This window comes from Rhizobium sp. YTUHZ044, from assembly GCF_051123975.1.
GTDB lineage: Bacteria > Pseudomonadota > Alphaproteobacteria > Rhizobiales > Rhizobiaceae > Rhizobium.
The window spans coordinates 3,129,919-3,150,772 of sequence record NZ_CP101426.1 but is presented as its reverse complement, the minus strand read 5'-3'; the positions used below and the strand labels follow the sequence as shown (position 1 = coordinate 3,150,772).

At 61.3% G+C, this 20,854-nt stretch carries 25 protein-coding genes; 13 read left to right on the top strand and 12 right to left on the bottom strand.

The features are described from left to right. Positions 1–133: 133 nt before the first annotated feature. The 5 genes from NL154_RS15705 (at position 134) to NL154_RS15685 (ending at position 3,039) form a co-directional block, all read left to right on the top strand. A complete protein-coding gene (locus NL154_RS15705; protein ID WP_221144723.1) occupies positions 134–553 on the top strand; it encodes a hypothetical protein in 420 nt (139 codons plus the stop codon). Positions 554–610: 57 nt separating this feature from the next. Beyond that, complete coding sequence (locus NL154_RS15700) at positions 611–1,933, top strand: TonB family protein (protein WP_434732939.1); 1,323 nt, start codon at positions 611–613, stop codon at positions 1,931–1,933. A gap of 108 nt (positions 1,934–2,041) precedes the next feature. Then, positions 2,042–2,449, top strand: coding sequence for a DUF2325 domain-containing protein (locus NL154_RS15695; protein WP_210630173.1), 408 nt, complete (start codon positions 2,042–2,044; stop codon positions 2,447–2,449). Next, positions 2,446–2,715 carry a hypothetical protein gene (locus tag NL154_RS15690; RefSeq protein WP_221123484.1) on the top strand — a complete coding sequence of 90 codons (270 nt, stop codon included), beginning with the start codon at positions 2,446–2,448 and terminating at the stop codon, positions 2,713–2,715. Before NL154_RS15695 ends, NL154_RS15690 begins: the two co-directional genes overlap by 4 nt. A gap of 9 nt (positions 2,716–2,724) precedes the next feature. Continuing rightward, positions 2,725–3,039 (top strand): antibiotic biosynthesis monooxygenase family protein, encoded by a 315-nt coding sequence (locus tag NL154_RS15685; RefSeq protein WP_210630176.1) that lies wholly within the window; start codon positions 2,725–2,727, stop codon positions 3,037–3,039. Positions 3,040–3,107: 68 nt separating this feature from the next. Here NL154_RS15685 and NL154_RS15680 read toward each other — a convergent pair whose 3' ends face one another. Both NL154_RS15680 and NL154_RS15675 read right to left on the bottom strand, forming a co-directional pair. Beyond that, a complete protein-coding gene (locus tag NL154_RS15680; RefSeq protein ID WP_221123482.1) occupies positions 3,108–3,479 on the bottom strand; it encodes a DUF423 domain-containing protein in 372 nt (123 codons plus the stop codon). Further along, positions 3,476–3,871: a group II truncated hemoglobin gene (locus NL154_RS15675; RefSeq protein WP_434732938.1), complete on the bottom strand. Its 396-nt coding sequence runs from the start codon at positions 3,869–3,871 to the stop codon at positions 3,476–3,478. The genes NL154_RS15680 and NL154_RS15675 overlap by 4 nt, the downstream gene beginning before the upstream one ends. A gap of 165 nt (positions 3,872–4,036) precedes the next feature. On the opposite strand from NL154_RS15675, the gene NL154_RS15670 reads away from it, so the two are divergent. The 4 genes from NL154_RS15670 (at position 4,037) to NL154_RS15655 (ending at position 6,986) form a co-directional block, all read left to right on the top strand. After that, complete coding sequence (locus tag NL154_RS15670; RefSeq protein ID WP_210630181.1) at positions 4,037–4,600, top strand: TetR/AcrR family transcriptional regulator; 564 nt, start codon at positions 4,037–4,039, stop codon at positions 4,598–4,600. Between the two features lie 18 nt (positions 4,601–4,618). Continuing rightward, the gene (locus NL154_RS15665; RefSeq protein ID WP_064804454.1) at positions 4,619–4,960 is read left to right on the top strand and encodes a DMT family transporter; all 342 of its coding nucleotides are present in this window, start codon (positions 4,619–4,621) and stop codon (positions 4,958–4,960) included. A 187-nt stretch (positions 4,961–5,147) separates the two neighbouring features. Next, positions 5,148–5,933: a ThuA domain-containing protein gene (locus NL154_RS15660; RefSeq protein ID WP_434732937.1), complete on the top strand. Its 786-nt coding sequence runs from the start codon at positions 5,148–5,150 to the stop codon at positions 5,931–5,933. Positions 5,934–5,942: 9 nt separating this feature from the next. Beyond that, the gene (locus NL154_RS15655; RefSeq protein WP_210630184.1) at positions 5,943–6,986 is read left to right on the top strand and encodes a Gfo/Idh/MocA family protein; all 1,044 of its coding nucleotides are present in this window, start codon (positions 5,943–5,945) and stop codon (positions 6,984–6,986) included. Positions 6,987–7,120: 134 nt separating this feature from the next. Here the strand turns inward: NL154_RS15655 and NL154_RS15650 are convergent, their stop codons facing one another. From NL154_RS15650 to NL154_RS15625, 6 genes are all read right to left on the bottom strand, one after another. Beyond that, entirely contained in the window at positions 7,121–7,516 is a 396-nt protein-coding gene (locus tag NL154_RS15650; RefSeq protein WP_210630185.1) for a DUF1236 domain-containing protein, read from the bottom strand. Between the two features lie 130 nt (positions 7,517–7,646). Continuing rightward, complete coding sequence (locus NL154_RS15645) at positions 7,647–8,759, bottom strand: ABC transporter permease (protein WP_221123074.1); 1,113 nt, start codon at positions 8,757–8,759, stop codon at positions 7,647–7,649. A 1-nt stretch (position 8,760) separates the two neighbouring features. Continuing rightward, the gene (locus NL154_RS15640; RefSeq protein ID WP_210630189.1) at positions 8,761–9,888 is read right to left on the bottom strand and encodes an ABC transporter permease; all 1,128 of its coding nucleotides are present in this window, start codon (positions 9,886–9,888) and stop codon (positions 8,761–8,763) included. Then, positions 9,885–11,630, bottom strand: coding sequence for an ATP-binding cassette domain-containing protein (locus NL154_RS15635; RefSeq protein WP_434732936.1), 1,746 nt, complete (start codon positions 11,628–11,630; stop codon positions 9,885–9,887). Before NL154_RS15635 ends, NL154_RS15640 begins: the two co-directional genes overlap by 4 nt. Then, on the bottom strand, positions 11,627–12,640 hold the full coding sequence (gene hlyD, locus NL154_RS15630; RefSeq protein ID WP_221164978.1) for a secretion protein HlyD: 1,014 nt from the start codon (positions 12,638–12,640) through the stop codon (positions 11,627–11,629). Before hlyD ends, NL154_RS15635 begins: the two co-directional genes overlap by 4 nt. Further along, a complete protein-coding gene (locus NL154_RS15625) occupies positions 12,637–13,341 on the bottom strand; it encodes a CerR family C-terminal domain-containing protein (RefSeq protein ID WP_434732935.1) in 705 nt (234 codons plus the stop codon). The genes hlyD and NL154_RS15625 overlap by 4 nt, the downstream gene beginning before the upstream one ends. Before the next feature lie 234 nt (positions 13,342–13,575). Between NL154_RS15625 and NL154_RS15620 the strand changes: the two genes are divergently transcribed. Both NL154_RS15620 and NL154_RS15615 read left to right on the top strand, forming a co-directional pair. Further along, entirely contained in the window at positions 13,576–13,728 is a 153-nt protein-coding gene (locus tag NL154_RS15620) for a hypothetical protein (RefSeq protein ID WP_009988813.1), read from the top strand. A 184-nt stretch (positions 13,729–13,912) separates the two neighbouring features. Continuing rightward, the gene (locus tag NL154_RS15615; RefSeq protein ID WP_221146891.1) at positions 13,913–14,299 is read left to right on the top strand and encodes a hypothetical protein; all 387 of its coding nucleotides are present in this window, start codon (positions 13,913–13,915) and stop codon (positions 14,297–14,299) included. Positions 14,300–14,310: 11 nt separating this feature from the next. Here the strand turns inward: NL154_RS15615 and NL154_RS15610 are convergent, their stop codons facing one another. Next, positions 14,311–15,327: an NAD-dependent epimerase/dehydratase family protein gene (locus NL154_RS15610; RefSeq protein ID WP_434732934.1), complete on the bottom strand. Its 1,017-nt coding sequence runs from the start codon at positions 15,325–15,327 to the stop codon at positions 14,311–14,313. Between the two features lie 255 nt (positions 15,328–15,582). Between NL154_RS15610 and NL154_RS15605 the strand changes: the two genes are divergently transcribed. Beyond that, positions 15,583–16,539, top strand: coding sequence for an endonuclease/exonuclease/phosphatase family protein (locus tag NL154_RS15605; protein ID WP_221123068.1), 957 nt, complete (start codon positions 15,583–15,585; stop codon positions 16,537–16,539). Positions 16,540–16,564: 25 nt separating this feature from the next. On the opposite strand, the gene NL154_RS15600 is transcribed toward NL154_RS15605, so the two are convergent. The 3 genes from NL154_RS15600 to NL154_RS15590 form a co-directional block, all read right to left on the bottom strand. Further along, positions 16,565–16,870, bottom strand: a complete 306-nt coding sequence (locus NL154_RS15600) for a hypothetical protein (protein ID WP_434732933.1) — start codon at positions 16,868–16,870, stop codon at positions 16,565–16,567. Positions 16,871–17,004: 134 nt separating this feature from the next. Continuing rightward, positions 17,005–18,432, bottom strand: coding sequence for a mannose-1-phosphate guanylyltransferase/mannose-6-phosphate isomerase (locus tag NL154_RS15595; RefSeq protein WP_020922051.1), 1,428 nt, complete (start codon positions 18,430–18,432; stop codon positions 17,005–17,007). Further along, positions 18,429–19,892 carry a phosphomannomutase gene (locus NL154_RS15590; RefSeq protein ID WP_221156478.1) on the bottom strand — a complete coding sequence of 488 codons (1,464 nt, stop codon included), beginning with the start codon at positions 19,890–19,892 and terminating at the stop codon, positions 18,429–18,431. The genes NL154_RS15595 and NL154_RS15590 overlap by 4 nt, the downstream gene beginning before the upstream one ends. 230 nt (positions 19,893–20,122) lie before the next feature. Between NL154_RS15590 and ung the strand changes: the two genes are divergently transcribed. After that, positions 20,123–20,824, top strand: coding sequence for a uracil-DNA glycosylase (ung, locus tag NL154_RS15585; RefSeq protein WP_434732932.1), 702 nt, complete (start codon positions 20,123–20,125; stop codon positions 20,822–20,824). Positions 20,825–20,854: the final 30 nt, after the last annotated feature.

Sequence of the window (20,854 nt, the reverse complement as noted above, 5' to 3'; positions counted from 1 at the left end):
TTGTGTTTACAATTAACTTGACTTGCTTACTCATACTTTTTTAAAGACGCAATAGGAGACTAAAGCAGTCAAGTTTTTGAGATTGCTGATACGAAGCCGTCCGCTGACGGCTCGCGACAATGCGGAGAAGATTATGACGGGTGGGGTTGCGGCCGTAATGGCCGGCTTGGTGGTTGCAACCGTGGTCCAGGCGCAGGAGGCGGCGCCCGCAACCTCTCTCGATGTCGAACTGAACGCGCTGGCGCCTTCGCAGAAGGGCTGCATGATGACCTTCGTGGCGCTCAACAAGCTGTCCTCCGCCATCAACAAGGTTTCCTTCGAGCTCGCCTTCTTCAATGACAAGAATGCCGTCGACCGCATCACCGTTCTCGACTTCCGCGATCTGCCGCAGGGCAAGAAGCGCGTGCGCCAGTTCGACATGCCGAATGTCAAATGCGAGAGCGTGACCCGCATCCTCATCAACGACACGCCGGTCTGCGACGGGCCGGTCGCCGGCGAATGCATGAAGGGTCTCGTCACCCGCTCGCAGATCTCCGTTCCTTTCGAAGGATGAGAAGACGCCGGGGATGAACCCCGGCGGACATGTTTCCGGCTGTCCGAGGCGTAAAGAATGGCGATTTCAGCGAAATCCGGATCGGAACACGTGCTCATCGGGGAGGAGAGTGCCGACACCAGCCTGAACGACAACACGCCCGGCATGCACCCCGGCCACGAGCTTCCCGAACTGCGAAACGCGCAGCGGCAGCCGGCCAGCGAAACGGTGATCCACTATACGCATTTAGCACATATCTCTTCCTTTCCCGGCCATCCGGAAGCCGAACCGGTCGCTCACGTTTCCGCGCCGCCGATGGATGCGGCGGTGGAGAAGCAGGAAGACGATCAGAAGCCGGTGCGGCGGCGGGTGGCGCTGACGTGTGTCGGTTCGTTCTTCTTTCATGTCGCGCTGGCCGTGGCGCTGCTTGTCGTTATGCCCAAGCCTTCTGACGAGACACTGGTGGAAGCAGGCGAAGCGATCAGCGTCATTATGCTCGGCAGTTCTGATGCGGATCAAAGCGCAGCCGGCGAGACCGATGTCACGATCCAGCAAGAAATCGTTCCAGAAGCTGTCGAACCCGATGAGATCAAACCGGTAGAGACAGCAGAGGTGCAGCCGGAGGCCGTCCAGCCGACCGATGCGGAGCCTGTCGAAGCTGTTCAACCGGCGCAGGAGATTACACGTCAGTCAGCGGAGACGGTGACGGCTGCGGAGCCGGAAGTTCTTGTATCGGAAACCCCTGCGGAAACTTCAGTCGTACAGCCGATGTCAACGGTGGTGCCTGAACAACCGGTGGACACTCCGGTGATGTCTGTCGAGCCACCTGTGGCGGCCGCGGTGCAGCCCGAGCAGGAAGAGATCAAGCCTGTCGAGACGGCCGCCATCTCTCCCGAGCCGGAACAGCCGGCAGAAATCGTTACGCCAGCGCCGAGACCCAAGCTTGAAAAGCCAGTGGAAAAGAAGCCGGTGGAAAGAAAACAGCCGCCGAAGAAAGCGCAGGGCTCGGAGGGCGATGCCAAACAAGAAGCGCGCAGAGGTGTGGCAGATGGGCAGGCAGACGCCAATTCCGATAACAATTCACGGACATCGGGCGGTGGGAATGGAGCCGGCGCCGCGTCGGAAGCCAACTATAAGGGCAAGCTCGTTGCACGATTGTTCCGTTGCGTCGATCGGATGGAGGCGCGGTATCGGAGGGCTCGCGCCAGCTTAACTGTTCGCATCACCGTCAGCCGCGGCGGCGATATCACAGCGTCGGGCATCGTCCGCGGGTCAAGCTTGCCAGATGTGGATCGTGCCGCACTTGCCAGGGTAGCTTCCTGCAATCTTCCGGCTATGCCCGATGACCTGACGGCATCCCAGCGCACATACACCTTTCCGGTTGAGGTCACTCCGCGATAAATATGATAAATACAATCAACTTTATACTTTACTCCAAAAATCAAGTTTAATAAGGTCCGTCCGCACACGCAGGAATCGTGTGACGATCAACCAGCGAACGGGTGGCATATGGCTCGCAAGGGCAAGAAGGGATCGAACCGGGAGGTCCGCGAGACCGCGGGCGAGGAGGCCGGACAGGCATCCAACGGACGATCCAAACTGGGTGGCCGCAGTTTTCTTTATGTCGGCGGGCGTGACTGCCAGGTGGCGCATCTGCGCCAGATCGCCAGCAATTTCGGCGCCGAGCTCATTCATCACGATGGCGGCCTGCGCGAGGCGGTCTCCCGCATCGACACGCTGCTTCCCTCCGTCGACTGCGTGTTCTGCCCTATCGACTGTATCAGCCACGATGCCTGCCTGCGCGTGAAGACCGGCTGCAAGAAGTTCAGCAAGGCCTTCATCCCGCTTCGAAACGGCAGCAAGTCCAGCCTGGAACGTGCGCTGCAGACGATGAACGAACGAGACACTTCCCGATGAACGACCAGCGCCCCGACGGCTTCACCATGATCGGCCTGCACAAGCTCGCCGCGCAGAGCGGCGACGGCCTCGTGCCCGAACTCCACGAACTGTTCCAGCAGCACACCGCACGCCAGCAGCTCCATCAGAATGTGACACTGTTCCCTACCTGGGAGGCGCGCATGCCTGGGGAGGCGGCCACGAGACCGCTTGGCGCGGCTGCGGCAAACGGCAATAATGTTCTCGCCTTTCCCTCGCCTGCTGCGAAGGCGGCCAAGAAGGCGTAAGGAGATTTCATGTATATCGCAATGAACCGCTTCAAGGTCGTAACCGGGACCGAGGGCGATTTCGAGACGGTCTGGCGCAATCGGGATTCCAGCCTCGCCGAGGTCCCCGGTTTCGTCGAATTCCGCCTGCTGCGCGGCAAGGCCAACGAAGAAGAGGGCTACACGCTCTATTCCTCGCACACGGTCTGGAAGAGCGAAGACGATTTTCAGAACTGGACGAAGTCTGAGAACTTTCGCGCGGCGCACCGCAATGCCGGGGACCGCAAGACGATGTACAAGGGGCCGCCGGTTTTTGAGGGTTTTAATGTGGTCGACGGGATTTAAGGCTTGGCCCTTACGGAATGCCGGTGCCGCCTCCTCCCTCTTCTCCCCGCTGGGGAGAAGGGGTGACTCTACGCTCTGACCCGAAACACAGCACCCGCCGCCACGGCCAGCCAGCCGAGCATCATCGCCCATCCACCGGTCGGCGCGGCATAGGGGAAGAGGCCAGCGCCGGAGAAGCGGAGCGAGACGAGATCGCCGGCAAAGAACAGTGTTCCCACGATCATCAGAAAACCGGCCAGCCCGGCGGTTTTGAGCCTGGCGATGCCGAGCGCCAACGCCAGCAGGGCCGGGGCGTGCGCAAGGCACATGGCGGATGCAGAAGCCGCAAGGTTTGCCTCGCCCCCGCCATGGGCGGCAAGGGCGGCGAGCGCCACGCCGGCTGCGCCGAACAGGCCGGCAAAGAGATAGAGCGCCGGCTCCAGGCGCGCGTTGAGGCTCATGACTCTTCCTTGTTTTGCATGTGATGGGCGAGGCGTTCGACCGGCGCCCAGATGAGATCGCGCAGTGCCTGGCTTGATATCGTCTCGTCGAGCGCGCGGCGGAAGCAGAGCAGCCATTCGTCGCGCTCCACCGGCCCGATCTCGGCAACGAAATGGCGGCTGCGCAGGCGCGGATGGCCGCGCTTGTCGGTATAGAGCGACGGGCCGCCAAGATAGCCGCTCATGTATTCGTAGAATTTTTCTTCGCTGCCTTCGAGGCTCGGCGGGTGCGCGGCGCGCACGTTGCTTGCCTGCGGCAGCGTATCCATCAGCGCGTAGAAGCGATGCGTCAGCGCCCGCACGGTGGGATCGCCGCCGATCGCTTCATATAGAGTGGTGACCTTCTCCGTCACGGAACCATCCCCGGTATATTCTCATCCCCGGCTCTTCATGCACCCGATGGAAAACGATCGCAACTGTCATCAAGGTGCCGCGGCATTTCGCGCATAGTGCCTGTGGGGCATGGGCTTACGCCGATTCTTCTTGACAAAACCGTCCGGACGGTATCTTTATTTCGCATGTCAAACGCTCATCATCGCAAGAAGCAACCCGCTATCGTGCGCCAGCAGTTGCTGGAGGTCGCCGCGCGTCTTGCTGCCAGCGAAGGCATGGCGGCCGTGACGCTCGATGCGGTTTCCGCTGCCTCCAGCGTCAGCAAGGGCGGCTTGCTGCATCACTTCCCGACAAAGAATGCGCTGCTCGACGCGCTGTTCGAGAGCCTGCTCGAAAGGTTCGATGCCGATATCGAGGAACTGATGCGCGGCGATCCCGTGCCGCAGGGCCGCTTCACCCGCGCCTATCTCAATGCGGTGTCCGGTCTCAAGGATCGTCCCGACGATTCCAGGAGTTGGACGCAGGTGACGATCGCGCTTCTCGCCGAACCCCGGCTGCGCCTTCGCTGGCGCCAATGGGTTCAGGCGCGGGCCGAGGAATATGTCGGCACCGACTCCTCGCTCGATGCACAGATCGTGCGCTTCGCCGCTGACGGGCTGTGGTTCGCCGATACGTTGGAGAGCCATGACATCAGCAGTGCTTTGAGGCTGAATCTCATCAGCCGTCTTGTCGAGCTCACGGGAAAGTAATGCGAAAAGGAATTCGTCATGAGCCAGGCCGCCATCTACGGGCTGCTCTTTGCAGCCATCGTGCTCGAAGTCATCGGCACTACGGCGCTGCAATTGTCGCAACAGTTTACGCGCATCGGGCCGACGGCGCTTGTCGTCGCCTGTTATGCCGCGGCCTTCTATTGCCTATCCTTGACGCTGAAGAGCATTCCCGTCGGCATCGCCTATGCAATTTGGAGCGCTTTGGGAATCGTGCTGATTTCTTCGGTTGGCCTGATCTTCTTCAAGCAGCGCCTCGACCTGCCGGCCATTGTCGGCCTCGGGCTGATCATATCGGGCGTCATCGTCGTCAATCTGTTCTCTAAATCCGTTTCTCATTGATTTCATTGCTATATTTCAGAAAGTCCTCTGGAGTCTCACGGAAGAAATTTTCCCCTTTGTCAAACCCCTGACAAAGCGATATGTGTTGCTCGGACGTGGAGGAGATCGAGGCGCACCCAAGCGCCTTTTTCCAAAGCGCTTTGAATTTCCCGCCTGTCGATACTTCCGGCTTCCAGAGGAGCACATCATGACCATACGCACCGTCGTCTGGGGTGAAAACATCCACGAGAATACCAATGCGATCGTCCGGGGCATCTACCCTGAAGGCATGCATACGACGATCGCCAATGCGCTGAATACCGATGCCGGCATCTCGGCGACCACGGCGACGCTGCAGGAGCCGGAACACGGGCTGAGCGAGGCCCGGCTTGCCGAAACCGATGTCTTGACCTGGTGGGGCCACAAGGATCACGGTGCGGTCTCAGACGTCGTCGTCGAACGTGTCGCCAGGCGCGTCTGGGAGGGCATGGGCCTTCTCGTGCTGCATTCCGGCCATTTCTCCAAGATCTTCAAGCGGCTGATGGGTACCCCCTGCGCGCTGAAATGGCGCGAGGCGAGCGAGCGCGAGCGGCTGTGGACGATCAACCCGCGCCATCCGATCGCCGCCGGCATCGGCGAGCATTTCGAGCTCGAGAACGAGGAAATGTATGGCGAGCAATTCTCGGTGCCGGAGCCGCTTGAAACGGTGTTCATCTCCTGGTTCCAGGGCGGGGAAGTGTTCCGCTCGGGCCTGACCTGGCGCCGCGGCGCCGGCAACATCTTCTATTTCCGCCCGGGCCACGAGACCTATCCGACCTATCACGACGCCACGGTGCAGAAGGTGCTGATCAACGGCGTCAAGTGGGCCTACAACCCTGAAGGCGCGTTGACTGGCATTACCGACGCTCCAAATGTGCCCGTGGAAAAGGCATTGGAGCCGATCGTCGAACGCGGCCCGAAACTGCACCAGGCCGGCGAAGCCGGTTACCGCTGAGGAGCATTCATGCGACTACTCGTTCTTGGCACGGGCGTGATGGCGAAAAACCAGCTCACCCACTTCAGCAAAATCGACGGGGTGACGGTGGTTGGCGCTGTCGACACCGACCCCGACCGGCTTTCCGCCTTTGCCGACAAGTTCAATATCGAAAAGCGGTTCCATTCCTTGGATGAGGCGATCGCCTGGGGCGAGTTCGAGGCGGCGACGAACATCACACCCGATCGCATCCATCACCCGACAACCATGGCGCTGATTGCGGCCGGCAAACATGTGCTCTGCGAGAAGCCGCTTGCGGAAAACTATCCGAAGGCGCTGGAGATGACGGAAGCGGCCGAGAAGGCCGGCGTCATCAACATGGTGAACCTTACCTATCGCAACGTCGCGCCGCTGCAGCGCGCCCGCGAGATGGTGCTATCAGGCGAACTCGGCACGATCAAACATGTGGAGGCGTCCTATCTCCAGAGCTGGCTCGTATCGCGCGCCTGGGGCGACTGGCGCACCGAATCGACCTGGCTGTGGCGGCTTTCCACCGGCCACGGCTCGAACGGCGTGCTCGGCGATGTCGGCATCCACATCCTTGATTTCGCCGCCTATGGCGCCGCCACCGACATCGACCATGTCTTTGCGCGGCTGAAGACCTTCAACAAGGCGCCGGGCGGCCAGATTGGCGAATATATGCTCGACGCCAATGACAGTTTCACCATGTCGGTCGATTTCGCCAACGGCGCGCTCGGCGTGATCCATGCCAGCCGCTGGGCGACGGGCCACCTGAATGAGCTGAAACTGCGCATCTACGGCGAAAAGGGCAGCCTCGAGGTCATCCACCGGCCGGCCGGATCGGAACTGCGCGGCTGCCTTGGAGACGATGCCGAGACCGCCACCTGGAAGGACATCGAGGTGGCGCCGGTGCCGACCAACTACCAGCGCTTCGCCGAGGCGGTGGCAAGCGGCATCCAGCCCGACCCTAACTTCCGCCACGCCGCCAATCTGCAGAAGGTGCTCGACCTCGCCATGGAGACGGAGCGCGAGCGGCGCGAACTGAAGGTCTGATCAGCGCCTCGAAATAACGAAACCAAACGGTCGGTCAACCAGCTGGCCAGCCGCTGGTGCATGCGCACGAAAAAGGCCCCGCCGAGGCGGGGCCGGAGGTGGCCGGGCCGCAGCATGCGGCCTCGGCGGTTTGATTATTCGATGACCTGCACGACGCGATGGGTGCGGGGTTCGACGATCACGCGGCGGTCATTGATGACCGTATAAGCATATTTCGGGTTGTCGGGCACCGGAGTGACGACGACATCGGCCGGAAGCGGCTTGCCGACGACGATCGGCTGCTCGACGACCACGCGGGAGGTCGGGGCCGGCTGCTGCTGAACGTAGGTGACGACCTCACGCGGCGGCGGATCGACCACGGCACCGGCAACGCCGCCGGCTATGCCGCCCACGGCAGCGCCTACGGGGCCACCGACGATCGCGCCGGTGATGGCGCCGCCGGCAGCGCCGGTCACGGCTCCGTCAGCCAGAGCGTTGGTAGCAAGCGACGACAGCGCAAGGGCGCCGGAGACAAGTAGGATCTTGTACATTTTGCTTCTCCTTTGCTGGGGTTGCGTTTGGGTAACGACGACGCCAAATCGAGGTTCCCGCAGCAAAGAGTCACGCTTTGGAAGGCCGGTTCATATTCTGTGAGGCGGCTGAGGCATCCACCGGATTGGATTATTCCAGGCGCCGGCGGAATAGCCAGGCGGCGGCGCTGAGCGTCACCGTGGCGATCAGCGCCAGCGGGATGGTCTGGTTCACCACCTCGCTCAACGGGATATCCTTGAGGAAAACGCCTTTGACGATCACCAGGAAATAGCGCAGCGGATTGACGTAGGTTATCGGCTGCAGCCAGCCCGGCATGTTTTCGATGGGGGTCGCGAAGCCCGAGAGCAGCATGGCCGGGACCATGAACAGGAAGGCGCCGAGGATCGCCTGCTGCTGCGTCATCGACAGCGCCGAGATGAAGAGGCCGAGGCCGGCGACCGAGCCGAGATAGAAGATCGCGCTGCCGTAAAGCAGGAAGAGCGAGCCGCGCAGCGGCACCTCGAAGAGAAAGACGGCGGCGAGGATATAGACGGTGATGTGGAAGAGGCCGATCAACATCGGCGGGATGAGCTTGCCGATCAGGATCTCGTGCAGGCGCAACGGTGAGACCATCAGCTGATCGAAGGTGCCGAGCTCGCGCTCGCGGGCGATCGACAGCGCCGTGACGATCAGGCCGATGAGGAGCGCGATGCTGGCGATCAGGTTCGGCACCATGAACCATTGATAGGTGAGGTTCGGGTTGAACCAGTTGCGCGGCACGGATGAGACGATGCTGGCGCCGGCGCGTTTGCCGGCCGTGGTATCGGCGGCAAGCGCCGCGCCGATCTGCGAAAGGTAGCCCGCAACGATCTGCGAGGCGTTGGAGCGGCGGCCGTCGAGCACCACCTGCAGGTCGCTCGGCGTTCCCGCTTCGATATTGCGGGAAAAATCCGGGCCGATTTCGACCGCGGCGATGACCGTCTGATTGTCGATCGCCACCTGGACCTCCGCCTGCTCGGCGGCGATCTCGATATTGCGGAAGGTCGGCGAGCCATCGATGCGCTCGATCAGCTCCTGGCCCCAATGGCCGCTATCGCGGTTGAGGATCATGACGTCGACATTGCGCACTTCGAGCGTCGCCGCATAGGAAAAGACGAGAAGCTGGACGATCGGTGGGCCGATCAGGATGGCGCGGCCCTTGGGGTCGCGCAGCACGGCGAGCAACTCCTTGACGATGAGGGCGTAAAGCCTTGTCCACCCCATCTCAGCCAATCCTCTTTCTGGTGCTGCGTGCGGCCAGCACGAACATGACGCCGCCGATCGTCAGCATGACCGAGATTGCTCGACCGAACATTGGCCAGATGTCGCCGGCGAGAAACACTGTCTGCAGGCTGGGGATCAGGTAGCGGGCCGGCACGATGAAGGTGATCCACTGGATGATCCTGGGCATAGAGTTGATCTCGAACAGGAAGCCCGAGAGCAGGAAGGCCGGCAGGAAGGCGGAGATCAGCGCCAGCTGCGAGGCGAGGAACTGGTTCTTGGTTGCCGTCGAGATCAACAGGCCTTGCCCCAGCGCCGGGATCAGGAAGGCGGCCGACAGGGCATAAAGCCCGGCGACCGAACCGCGGAACGGCACGCCGAAGAGAAAGACCGCAAGCAGCACGCAGAGCGTCATCGAGGTGAGACCGAGCAGAAAATAGGGCAGGATCTTGCCGGCGAGCAGTTCGACGGCCGTCGCCGGCGTCGCCATCATTGCTTCCATCGTGCCGCGCTCCCATTCGCGGGCGACAACGAGCGAGGTCAGCAGTGTACCGACAAGCGTCATGACAATGGCTATCGAGCCCGGCACGAGGAAGTTGCGACTGGTCAGCTCCGGATTGAACCAGAAGCGCTGCTCAACTGCGATGGCGGGACTGTGGGAGGCGACGTCCGCCTGCCTCTGCTGTTCCCAGTTGGCAACGGCGCCCTGCGCATAGTTCTGGACGAAATTCGCCGTGTTCGGATCGGAGCCGTCGACAATCACCTGGACCTCCGGGCGGTTGCCGGCGGTATAACGGGTGGTGAAATCGGCCGGGATGACGACGATGCCGCGCACCTTTCCGATCACGAGATCTTCTTCGAACAGGCGGCGGTCACGGCCGATCACCACGTCGAAATAGCGCGAGGCCCGAAAGCTGGCCGCGAGGTCCTGCGTCAGCGGCGTCATCTCTTCGGTCACGAGGCCAATGCGGGTGCGCGTTGTATCGAGCGAGACGCCGTAGCCGAAGAGGAAGAGCAGGATCAGCGGCAGTACAAAGGCGATGAGGATGCTGCTCGGGTCGCGGATCGCCTGGAAGCTTTCCTTGCGCACCAGAGCTGCAAGACGCCGGAGCCGGCCGGAGGAAATGCTCATGATGCATCCTCCGCTTCCGATTGCTGCACCAGCGCGATGAAGGCGTCCTCCATCGTCGGGTCCGGCGCATCCCTTGTCGCGACACGTGCCTTCAACTCATCGGGAGAACCGAGCGCGATCGAACGGCCGCGGTAGATCAGCGATATGCGGTCGCAATATTCCGCCTCGTCCATGAAATGGGTGGTGACGAGCACGGTGACGCCTTTTTCGACCAAGCCGTTGATATGCGTCCAGAACTCGCGGCGAGTGATCGGATCGACGCCGGAGGTCGGTTCATCGAGGAAGAGGGCGCGCGGTTCGTGCATGACGGCGCAGGCAAGCGCCAGCCGTTGCTTGAGCCCGAGCGGCAGATCCTTGGCGGGTTCGCGGGCGTGGCGGCCGAAATCGAAAATATCGGCCATTAGCGCGATGCGCTCGCGCCTGCGCTGCCGACGAAGGCCATAGACACCGGCGAAGAATTCCAGGTTCTGCATGACGGTAAGATCGCCGTAGAGCGAGAATTTCTGTGCCATATAGCCGAGCTGATTGCGCGCTTCCGCAGCGTCGCGGCGAAGATCGAAACCCGCAACGCGGCCTTCGCCGCCGGTCGGTTTCAGCAGGCCGCAGAGCATCTTGAAGGTGGTGGACTTGCCGGCGCCGTTTGGCCCAAGCAGGCCGAAGATCTCGCCGCGGCGGATATCGAAGCTGATGTCGTCGGCGGCGGTGAAATCGCCGAAGCGCTTGGTCAGGCCCTTGGCCTCGATCACCGGCCGGTCGCCCTCGGCCTTCAGCGGCTCTTGCGCTTCGGCAAGCCGGGAGCGGCCGCCGGGGCCGCCGCCGAGCATATCGACGAAGGCATCCTCGAAACGGGCCGGGGCTGGGGAAAGCGATGCGCCGTTACCGGCCTTGCCGATATCGGGCGTCTTGCCGCTGGCTGCGACGAGGCGGATCGCCTCGCCCTGGATCACGCCGTCGATGACCCCATCGGCCTGCAGGAGTTCGGCGAGAACCTGTCGACGGCGCCCCGTGACGTCGGAGACCCGGAAGACGCGGTCTTTGACGCGCTCGGTCATTTCGTTCGGTTTTCCCGAGAAGAGCAGTTTTCCCTGGTTCAAGAGCAGTACGTGGTCGCAGGCTTCAGCCTCGTCAAGGTAAGCGGTCGACCAGACCACGCCGATGCCTTCCTTCGTCAGGTTCTCAACCATCTTCCAGAGGTCGCGGCGCGAGATCGGATCGACGCCGACGCCCGGTTCGTCGAGCAGCAGCAGGCGCGGCTTTTTCAGAAGCGCGCAGGCAAGGCCGAGCTTCTGTTTCATGCCGCCGGAGAGCTTTCCGGCGAGCCGGCCGGTGAAACGCTTGAGGTCGGTGAAGGTCAACAGTTCGTCGAAGGCGCCGGCGCGTTCGCTCTTCGGCAGGCCGCGCAAATCGGCATAGAGATCGAGGTTTTCCTGGACCGAGAGATCCTCATAAAGACCGAAGCGCTGCGGCATGTAGCCGGTCGCCGCCTGAATGCCGGCGGCGTTCTTTCTGGTGTCGAAGCCCAGAACCTCCATCGTTCCGGTATCGGGCAGCATCAGGCCGGTCATCAGCCGGATCAGCGTCGTCTTGCCGGCGCCGTCGGGGCCAACGAGGCCGGTGATCGCGCCGCCGCCGATGACGCCGGAGACGGCGTCGAGGGCTGCAGGCGCACCCCCAATGCGCTTGGTGACGCCGTCGATCCGAACGAGCGGCCTGGCGTCTCGACCGGGTTCGGGGGCAGTCATTGTCCGCCTGCCGGTGGCGCGGACAGCCGCACCGTGACCGGCATCCCCTGCCGCAGGTCGGGGCCGGGTTTGTCGATGACGATCCTCAGGCGATAGACGAGATCGGTCCTCAGTTCAGGCGTTTCCACCGACTTCGGCGTGAACTCGGCGACCGGCGAGATGAAGCCGATGGTGCCTTCATAGGGTCTATCCGGCAGGGTATCGGAGGCGACGGATACTTTCATCCCGGGGTGGATGCGGCCGAGATCGGGCTCGGCGACGTAGCTGCGCACCCAGACAGGTTCGGTGAGTGAAAGCACGAAGACGGTATCGGCCGGCGAGACGATCGCGCCATTTTCCCGCACCCGCGAGAGGATGACGCCGTCGTTCGGAGCACGCAATTCGGTGTCTGCGAGCGAGGTTCGGGCCGAGGCGAGTGTGGCCTCGGCGGCCTTCAGCTGGGCGTCGGCGGCGGCGATATCCTCGACGCGTGAGCCTTCCTGCAGCAGCTTCAGTGCCTCGCTGGCGGATTGCGAGCGGGCGGCGGCCATCGCCTTTGCGGCGGTCGCCTGGTCGAGGTTCGCTTCGGAAATCGTGCCCTGCGGGCGAAGCTGGCGGGCGCGGTCATAGGCGAGGTTGGCATTCTGCAGATCCGCGAGGCTTTCGTCGTAGGCAGCTCGCGCTTGGGCGATCTCGGTCGGCCGCGGGCCGGCCTTCAGCTTGTCGAGCGTCGCGCGAAGGGCAGCGGCATTGGCCTCGCCGGAGCGAACGGCGAATTCATAGGGTGCGGCGTCGAGCTTCGCCAGGACCGTGCCGCTCCTGACGACATCGCCCTCGTCGACGCGCAGTTCGGAGAGGCGGCCGCTGACGCGGAAGCCGAGCGAGACCTGACGGATATCGACATTGCCGTAAAGGACGAACTCGCGCCGCGCCTCGGGCAGCCAGCCGAACCGCTCGGGCAGGCCGTACCACCAGGCGGCGGCACCTGCCGCAACCAAGAGAAGGATCGCGAGGGGGAGGATGCGTTTCATGCTGCGCCTCCTTTCGGCGGGCCGATGACATCGGCCAGTTCGGCAGCAAGGCCCCGGAGGATTTCCACCTGTTCCGGGCCGAAGGCGTCCCATTCCATCTGGGCGAGTACGGAGGCATGGGCGAAGCGGAAGATGAGGATGCTGCCGACGAGGTTGAAAGTGCGAAGGCGCACATGTTCGGACGCCGGATCCTCGCCGAGAATGGCGCCGACCAGACGCCGGCCCATTTCGATCATCGGCCGCATGATGCCTTGATAAACCCGCTTGAAAGCTTCGGTCGGCTCCATCTGCTCGCGGATGAGGAAACGGGCCCAGGGTTCGGATTCCTTGGCGACGAAGAGCGTCACCATGGTCTGCAGAACCTCGGTCAGGAAGAGTCGGGCGTCGGCTTCCCCGAGCGGCTCGCCGGCTGCGTCGAGCGCCATCAGATGCGCGCCAATGCGCGCCCGCATGCCGCTGACATGAGCGTCGATCTGCATCATCAGATATTCGGCGGTGGCGATATAGAGGCCTTCCTTACTGCCGAAATAATAGGGAATCGCCTGCAGGTTGACGCCGGCGGCTTCGGTCAGCTGGCGTGTCGAGGCGCCATCGAAACCGTAGCGCCCGAAGACGTCGAGAGCGGCGGTGAGCATCTTCTGGCGCGCGATCTCGGCGCGGGCTGAAGCTGGCGGGTTTGGCTTGTCGCGTTCTCCGGTCATGACATTTTTATAGCGTCGCTAGTGAAATAAGTCAATCGATTGATTATATCGCGGCAACCACTTTCGGGTGAGGACGCAAGCTGCGACTTTCCCTGCCTTGGATCAGGATGAATTCCACGCACGGGCCCCAATATGCCAGGTGCCATTCTCGGCGGCTCTGAAAGCATATTGTTTCGCGTTATACGCTCATTTTCTGACACAAAACTGCCTTGCTCTTTCCGTATCGGCAGATCGATGCGTATTCAGATCTATATTATCGCGCTGCTGTTGAGCGCCATTATGTGGTCGATCTCGTTCGATGCGGCGCGAGAATCCTATCATGCCGCCCAAAGTGCGGGATTGATGCCGAACCTGCATATCAACAAGAAGCTGGATCGCATTCTCTAGACTGCGATCAGCGTCCAATCATGGACGTTTTGCCGATGCCGCCGTCCAGCCGCCGGCCAAGGCGTTTTCATGCCTGTCTCGAGCCCTTCCGTATAGAAAGTCAAATTTCGTAAAATTTGATCGATCTGCTTAAAAGCCCTGCAAATACTGACCTGTAGAGTGTTCTCATGAAGGCGGCCGAAGCGTGGACAGACGCGTCGATCGCTTGGAGCCGGGTGAAACGAAAGCCCGCCGATCCGAAAACGGGGACTTCGACATGCAGAAAACTCTTGCCGCCATCGCCCTGACCTTGAGCATTGCCGCGGGGGCCGGTCCGGCCTTCGCCATCGGGCCTGCGAGCCTCGCCCGCGACCTGATCTACACTTCCGCCATCGGCCGTTCGCCTGAAATTCCCTTGACGACACGCGCCGGTTTCGTGCGGCCGAGCGCTCCCCTCGTTCTGCGCGGCCCAGCTGTGGTCGAGGCCAGGGGGTATCAGTTCAAGGCCTATTCGCGGAGCCTGAGCGTTGCCATCGAATATGTATTCTCGACGGCGGTCGGCGCTGTGGAGGCGGTCACGTTCCTCCGCTAAAGCAACCCGCTTCAGGCATCCAGTTCTCGACGTACGTCGATATACCAGTCGACGAAGGCCTTGACGCCGACGTCCAGTGTCGTGTCGGGTTTGTATCCCGTCAGTGCCACGAGAAGATCGGGGGCAGCGAAGGTGCGCGGCACGTCGCCCTTTTGCATTGCCAGCATCTTGCGGATGGCAGGGCGGCGGAGCGCTTTTTCCACCGTCTCGACGAAATCCATCAGGCTGACGGGCTGACCGCCGCCGATATTGACGACGCGGAAGGGCGCCTGGTGCGAAAGTGTTTCGATCCCAGCGTCACCGAGGCGATTTTCCTCGCTCGGGGCAATTGCCGACAACCTGACGATCGCTTCGATGAGGTCGTCGATATAGGTGAAGTCGCGGCTCATATTGCCTTCGCCGTAGATCTCGATTGGCTGGCCTTCGAGCATGTTCTTGGCGAATTTGAACAGCGCCATATCGGGCCGGCCCCATGGGCCATAGACGGTGAAGAAACGGAAGGCCGTCGTCGGGATCTTGTGGAGATGGGCATAGCTGTGCGCCATCAATTCCATCGATTTCTTCGTCGCCGCATAGATGGTCAGCGGCTCGTCGGCGCGATCGGTCTCGCGGAAGGGGACCGTCGCGTTGGCGCCATAGATCGATGATGTCGAGGCCAGCATCAGGTGGCGAACTTCAACCCGCCGGGCGATTTCCATGATATTCCAGGAGCCTTCGACATTCGAATGTATATAGGCTTCGGGATTTTCCAGGCTGTAGCGGACGCCGGCTTGCGCGGCGAGATGGATCAGGATGTCAGGCGCGGCCGCGGAGACTGCCCCCTCCAGCGCCGGCCGGTCCTCAAGCATTGATATGACAGGCCGGAAGGCCGGAAACTGAGAGAGTGCGGCGTGACGCATCTCTTTGAGCTTGACGTTGTAATAAGGCGTGAGGCCGTCGAAACCCGTCACCTCATGCCCTTCCTGCAACAGGCGCCTGGCCAGATGAAAACCGATAAAGCCGGCAGTGCCTGTAATGAAGTAGCGCATTCCCACCTTTTTCTCGGCTCCCTGCCGACGGCAAAAGCCGGTTCCGTAAAATGGCACCCACTTACAGGATAAAAAGAGGCCGAGTCGATAGGCCTTTGAAAGATAGCACCCGACGCGGCTCTGCTGTCGTCGTTTCCGGACATTATGCTGCATTGCACCATAGGGGCTTGCATGTTATGGGCGACGGGTCGTCTCGCGCATGATGCCGAAAAGCGGTTTTCGGGCGACATCCTGTTCAGGCGGAACCAGGGATTGATGAGAAACATAGTTTATTGGATTCTCTCTGCGTTTCTGACCCTGGCCATTGCGGTTGTGTCGCTGCGCTATCTCACGAATTTCTGGCTGCTCTCCTTCATCTACAGTTTTCAGATCCATCTCGGCCTCACATACGCCGCCGCCAGCCTCGTCATCCTGGCTGTCAGAAGACATGCTTACGGCGTTGCCCTTCTGCTTGTCTCGCTGCTCCTCACGGCGCACGGCGTTATCATGCTACGTGAATTTGCGGAGGACGACAGGGGAACGGGAACGGCGCCGCTTTTCCGTCTGATGTCGTTCAACGTTGCGATCGATAACTGGAAAAATTCGACCGCCATCGCGGATATGGTGATCGCTTCGAACGCCGATGTCGTCAATCTGCTCGAAGCCAAGCCGCTGACGTTCCATCTGCAGCGATTGTTCAAGGTCTATCCGTATCATATCGGTTGCGACAACGGCAAAGACAGCTGCGATACACTGGTGCTGTCCAAGCGCCCGTTCGTGACCCGCCAGGTCGCGAGCATCGGCAGCTTGCGAAAAGACAGGCTGGTCGCAGCGAGCGTCGATTTCGGCGGGCAAACCGTCAATCTCGTATCGGCCCATCTGACCAAACCCTATTACGACGATTACCAGATGGAAGAGTTGGGAGATCTCAGCAAAGCGCTTGATGCGATCTCAGGTCCGCTGGTGCTGTCCGGCGATTTCAATTCGTCGTCGATCGCCCCTAGCATTCAGGCTCTCCTGCGCAAGCAGAAGCTCAAGACTATGGCGCCCGAACCGGCGACATGGCCGATCGCGGCCGATCGATACGGCATCGCCATCGATCACATATTCGCGCGCGCGCCGCTTCATCTGACGTCATTGAAACGCCTCGACGACAATCTCGGCTCCAACCATTCCGGCCTGATCGCCGAATTCATTGTCGATAGGAGCGGCGAGACGGCGCCGGCACAATAAACAGGCAAGATAAGCCGGGCTGAAATCAGAATCTGGTTCGGCCGCCCTTGCGGTCGATCATCTGAAAATTCTTGCCGTCAGTCTTCACGTTGACGCAGTCGGTCGACTTGTCGGGAAACCGGACACAGACCTCGCCATTGTTGATCTTGTAGCCATTCTTGCTGCCTTCGCGATATTCATAGCCGTTGCTGCTTTCTTTCAGCTCCGACGTGCCGGGCAGATGCTGGCGGATTTCCGCCTCGCTTGCGGCGCGCATGTTCGCCGTTTGGGCAAAGGCCATTGCCGGCAGCAGGACTGAAAGAAATCCGGGGAGGGCGGGCAGGGTACGCATCAGAGGACATCTCCTGTCAGGTCTGTCGGCTCATTCATTCTACGAGAATCCCGGAGGGGAATTCAACAGGGATGGTGGTCATGCCGGAAGCGCCGGCGGGCTGATCTGGCCTGCCTGTCGTTCCGGCACTTGGCTTAAGTTCTTCCGAATTCGTCAACGATGCGGATGATATCGTCCTCGCCGAGATAGGAGCCCGTCTGAACCTCGATGAGCTCGAGAACGATCTTGCCGGGATTGGCGAGACGGTGGACTTCTCCGAGCGGGATATAGACGCTTTCGTTCTCGCGCAGCATCTGCACGTTGTCGCCGATCGTCACCTCGGCCGTTCCCTTTACGACGACCCAGTGCTCGGAGCGATGGTGGTGTTTTTGCAGCGAAAGCTTCTTGCCCGGCGTGACGAAGATGCGCTTCACCTGGAAGCGGTCGCCGTTGAAGATCGAGGTATAGCCGCCCCAGGGGCGATAGGACGTCGGATGGGTTTCGGTGAATTTCGCCGTGGCGGAAGCGGAGGCCAGCATCTTGACCAACTGCCCGACATTCTGGCTGTCCTTGAGCGGACCGACATAGACCGCGTCCTCGCTGGCGATGACGGCGACGTCGTCCATGCCCTGGACGGCAAGGTGCACGCCGTGGGTCATGACGAGCGAGTTGCGGGTGTTGACGACGGTCGTGTTTGCGGCGGCGACATTGCCGTTGTCGTCGCGGACGCCTGATTTCCAGACCGCATCCCAGCTTCCCATATCGGACCACTTGAAGGGCGAGGGGACGACGGCGGCCTTCGAGGTCTTCTCCATGATCGCATAGTCGATGGAGATATCAGGGCTCTTTGCGAAATGATCGGCATCGAGGCGGGTGAAGTCGAGATCGCGGCTTGCCTTGGAAACGGCCTTGCCTGCCGCCTTCAGTACGTCGGGCGCATATTCCTGAAGTTCGGCAATCAGCTCTGTCACCGGGAACATGAAGATGCCCGAGTTCCAATAGAAGCCGCCATCGGCCAGCATCTGCTCGGCCTTGTCCAAGGCCGGCTTTTCCACGAAGCGGCTGACCTTGTGGGCGCCGTTTCCGAGCGCTTCGCCGATTTCGATATAGCCGTACCCGGTCGCGGGCTCAGTGGGGTTAATGCCGAAGGTGACGAGCTTGCCAGCAGCGGCCGCATCGCGGGCGATGCGGATGCAATCGAAATAGCTCTTGTCGGCAAGGATCTCGTGATCCGAAGCGAGCATCTGGATGATCGTGTCCTTGCCGAAGAGCTCGGCGGCGAGCGTCGCGGCGGCGGCCACCGCTGCGGCGGTGTTGCGGGCAACGGGCTCGAGCAGCACGGCGGCGAGCGGAATGGCAAGCGCGCGGGCCTGCTCGGCGACCAGGAAGCGGAATTCCTCGTTGGTGACAACGATCGGGGCTTCATAGAGCGCGGGATCGGAAACACGTTCGAGGGTGTCCTGGAACAGCGTCTTGTTGCCGACGAACTGAATGAATTGTTTCGGCGCGGTGGCACGGGAAAGCGGCCAGAGCCGGGTGCCTTTACCGCCGGCCATGATCACGGGAACGATTTTCTGCGTCATAGGCGGGTTCCTTGAAATACGTTTTCGTCGCATGATTGTCGGGCGCCTGCCCAGTCTCTAATTCGATTGAGCCCTGCCTGCAGCAGGGCCAGAGCTGCAGTTTCGCTTCCGGCCTCGACGTAGCAGCGCATTTCCGGCGCGTTGCCGGACGGGCGGAAATGGATGATCCCGCCATCTCCGAGCGTCACTCGAAGGCCGTCTATGTCGGATTTCGCCGCCACCTCGCCGATCGGCAGCAGGAAAGCGGAGAGATTTTCATCCGAGGCGCGCAGATATCCCATCAGCGCCGCACTGGTCTCGACCGCGAAATTCTCCAGGCGGTCGGCGGCGGCAAAGGGCAGGCGATAGGAGGCAGCGATAACAGAGAGCGGCTGCCGGCGTTTGGCGGCGAGCGACAGGATCGCCAGCATCGGGACGAAGCAATCGCGTGTCGGCAGGGCGCGCACGGCTCTGCCGTTAATAACGAAGGGGGTTGCGGTCAGCAGCCCGCCATTGGCCTCGAAGCCCATTACGTGATCTCGCCCAGCGGCGACGGCTTCTTCCATGCCTGTTATGACGAAGGGCGAGCCGACGCGGGTGCGCGTGACGGTAAAGGAGCCTGCTGCCTCGATGCCGGAATTGGAGGTCACCGGTGTCACCACCGTGCCGGCTCCAAGGAAATTGGCTGCCACCAGGCCGAGAAGATCGCCGCGCAGTGGCGTGCCGGTTTCGTCGGCGACCAGCGGGCGGTCGCCATCGCCATCCGTCGAGACGATTGTATCGAAGCTGTGATCGGAGACCCAGCGCTTCATCAGCGTGATAGTCTCCTCGGAAACGGCTTCTGTATCGACCGGAATGAAGCTTTCCGAACGCCCGAGAACGGTGACCTCAGCGCCATAATGGGCAAGAACGTCGACCAGGAGATCACGGGCTACGGTGCTGTGCTGGTAGACGCCGATCTTCAGGCCGGACAGCGCGCCTTGCGGAAGCAGGGCCGTATTGCGTTCGAAAAAGAGCTGTCGACAGATCGCCTCACGATCTTCCATCGCCGCTGGCGCCTGCATGACCGCTTCGCCGCTTTTCTCGATTTCGGCGGCCAAGGCGGTAATCGCAGCCTCGTCCGATTTGTCGATCTCGCCGTCCGGACGGTAGAACTTGATGCCGTTGCGGTCCGCCGGAATATGAGAGCCGGTTATCATCAGGCATGCGGCCTTGCTTTCAAGACCATAAAGAGCAAGGGCTGGCGTCGGGACATTGCCGCAGTCGAAAATGCGGAAGCCGAGCGCGGCAAGCGCGCCAGCGCAATTGCCCGAGATTTCAGGGCTGGAATCGCGAAAGTCGCGGCCGATCAAAATGACGTCGCCGGTCTGTGCCTTGCCGCTTTTCAGCAGATATTTGCCGAACGCCATCGCGTAGAGAGCCGAGGCACGACCCTTGAGATCCACTGAAAGTCCGCGAAGGCCGCTCGTGCCGAATTTCATTTGAAGAGGTGCCTCCAGTTTACAATCAAGGTTCTACTCAGGCCGCCTGCCGGCGTAAATACCGAAGCCGTCATATAGTTAAACACGAACGACGATGCCTCGGACAGCCTCTCGCAGTCTTCTCCCGCCGATCCTAAAGACGTAGACCCATTGCCGACAGGCATTGCAGCGTAGATCGATTTTGTTAGAACCGTGTGTCCATTGTTTCGTCCTATGCTGAAGGGTTCCTGATGAGCGATACATCCGTCAGTCTCGATGAGGGCTGGAAGGCCGCGCTGGCGGGGGAGTTTTCAAGCCCCTATATGCAACAACTCAAATCCTTTCTCGTCGCGCAGAAACGAGTGGGCAAGCGGATCTTCCCGAAGGGCAGCGAATATTTCCGCGCTCTTGATCTGACGCCGATTGTCAACGTCAAGGCCGTCATCCTCGGACAGGATCCCTATCACGGGCTTGGGCAGGCTCATGGACTATGCTTCAGCGTCCGACCCGGCGTGCGCATACCGCCCTCGCTCGTCAATATCTACAAGGAGATGGAGAAGGATCTCGGCATAGCGCCAGCGCGCCATGGTTTTCTCGAACATTGGGCAAAGCAGGGCGTGCTCCTGCTGAACAGCGTGCTGACAGTCGAGGAAGGGCAAGCGGCCGCCCATCAGGGCAAGGGGTGGGAGCGCTTCACCGATGCCATTATCGGCAAAGTCAATGACGAATGCGAATCTGTCGTCTTCATGCTCTGGGGCTCCTATGCCCAGCGCAAGGCCGCATTTGTCGATACCACGCGGCATCTGGTGCTCAAGGCGCCGCATCCCTCGCCGCTTTCGGCCCATAACGGCTTCTTTGGCTGCAAACATTTTTCCAAGGCGAATGCCTTCCTTCAGTCCCGCGGACGGGCGCCGATCGACTGGCAATTGCCGGCAGATCCTTACGGCGCCTGATGTGAACGCGGCTCGATCTTCGTTCACTAA